Consider the following 253-nt stretch of genomic DNA (forward strand, 5'->3'; position numbering starts at 1 on the left):
CGATCGCGGTCTCGCGGAAGGCGCGCTCGAGCTCGTCGAGCGAGACTTCGCCCGGACGCAGCGGACGCTCCAGGCTCTGGTCGGCCAGCACGCTGGCTTCAACGGCGACAGGCGCTTCCGGCACCAGCGGCGGCGCTTCGGCCACGGGAGCAGCAGCGGCACCGGCCGCCATAGCGGCCATGCCCTGCTCGACCATCGCTTCCAGCTTGTCGATGAGATCGCGGTCGGTACCCTCGGGCTCGGCTTCGGTCGC

At 71.5% G+C, this 253-nt stretch carries 1 protein-coding gene; it reads right to left on the reverse strand.

The features are described from left to right. A partial coding sequence (locus AC0L3U_RS39825) for a hypothetical protein (protein WP_473365185.1) occupies positions 1 to 253 on the reverse strand: 253 nt, incomplete at both ends.

This window comes from Bradyrhizobium sp. Kon69 (assembly GCF_055807515.1).